The organism is Grimontia indica (assembly GCF_000333895.2).
Classification (GTDB): Bacteria; Pseudomonadota; Gammaproteobacteria; order Enterobacterales; family Vibrionaceae; genus Enterovibrio; species Enterovibrio indicus.
Window position 1 is genome coordinate 1 of the sequence record NZ_ANFM02000062.1, and the last position, 677, is coordinate 677.

A 677-nucleotide genomic window follows, 5' to 3' on the forward strand; every position below is an offset into this window, starting at 1 on the left:
TCTGTCGTCGTTACACCATCAGACGCCGTCACTTCAATGACATCCTGCACAACAGTGTCTTCAGTGAAATCAGCCACCGCTGTATCATTCACCGTATATGTCCAAGTACCGTTGACAATCACCAAAGAACCGAAGTTACCCTCATAAGGCCCTGTGCCATCGAACGTTACCGAGGAGTTGTCCGAGTCAACGTCTGTCACGCCAATGCTGCCTGAGGCATCAAAGGAGGACATCGTAGCGCCAAGCTCGGTATAAGTGAGTGTCGGGGTTTCTGCCGAACCAGATACTGCACTTGCGGAAGTACCTTTAACTAATGAACCCGACACTGGCACTATAAATGCCGCGTATTCATTCGAGTCACGCCAAACATAGGGTGTTCTTCCGTTACCGTCCAAGTCTACAAAAACGTTTGCAACAGTCACGACTCGACCCGAGAAGCTGTACTTCCCTGTGCTCCAGACCATATAGGAATAGGTTTTGCCATCAATGATAACTCGCTGAGTATCATCACCCTCATATGTGTAATAGTCTGGAGCTACTAAGCCACCTCGGTCGACCGTTGAATCATTATCGATAAACTGCAGGGTTGTTCCATCGGTGAGGATATTAATGCCATTAAAGCTACTACCGATAATCGAATAGTCATCACCTCGCCTCCATCCTCTCACCTCATAGAG

General features: G+C 48.2%; 1 protein-coding gene. It reads right to left on the reverse strand.

The genetic code is table 11. The annotated features are described in order from the left end of the window. On the reverse strand, window positions 1-677 hold a 677-nt coding region (locus D515_RS23650), incomplete at both ends, for a VCBS domain-containing protein (protein WP_039850621.1).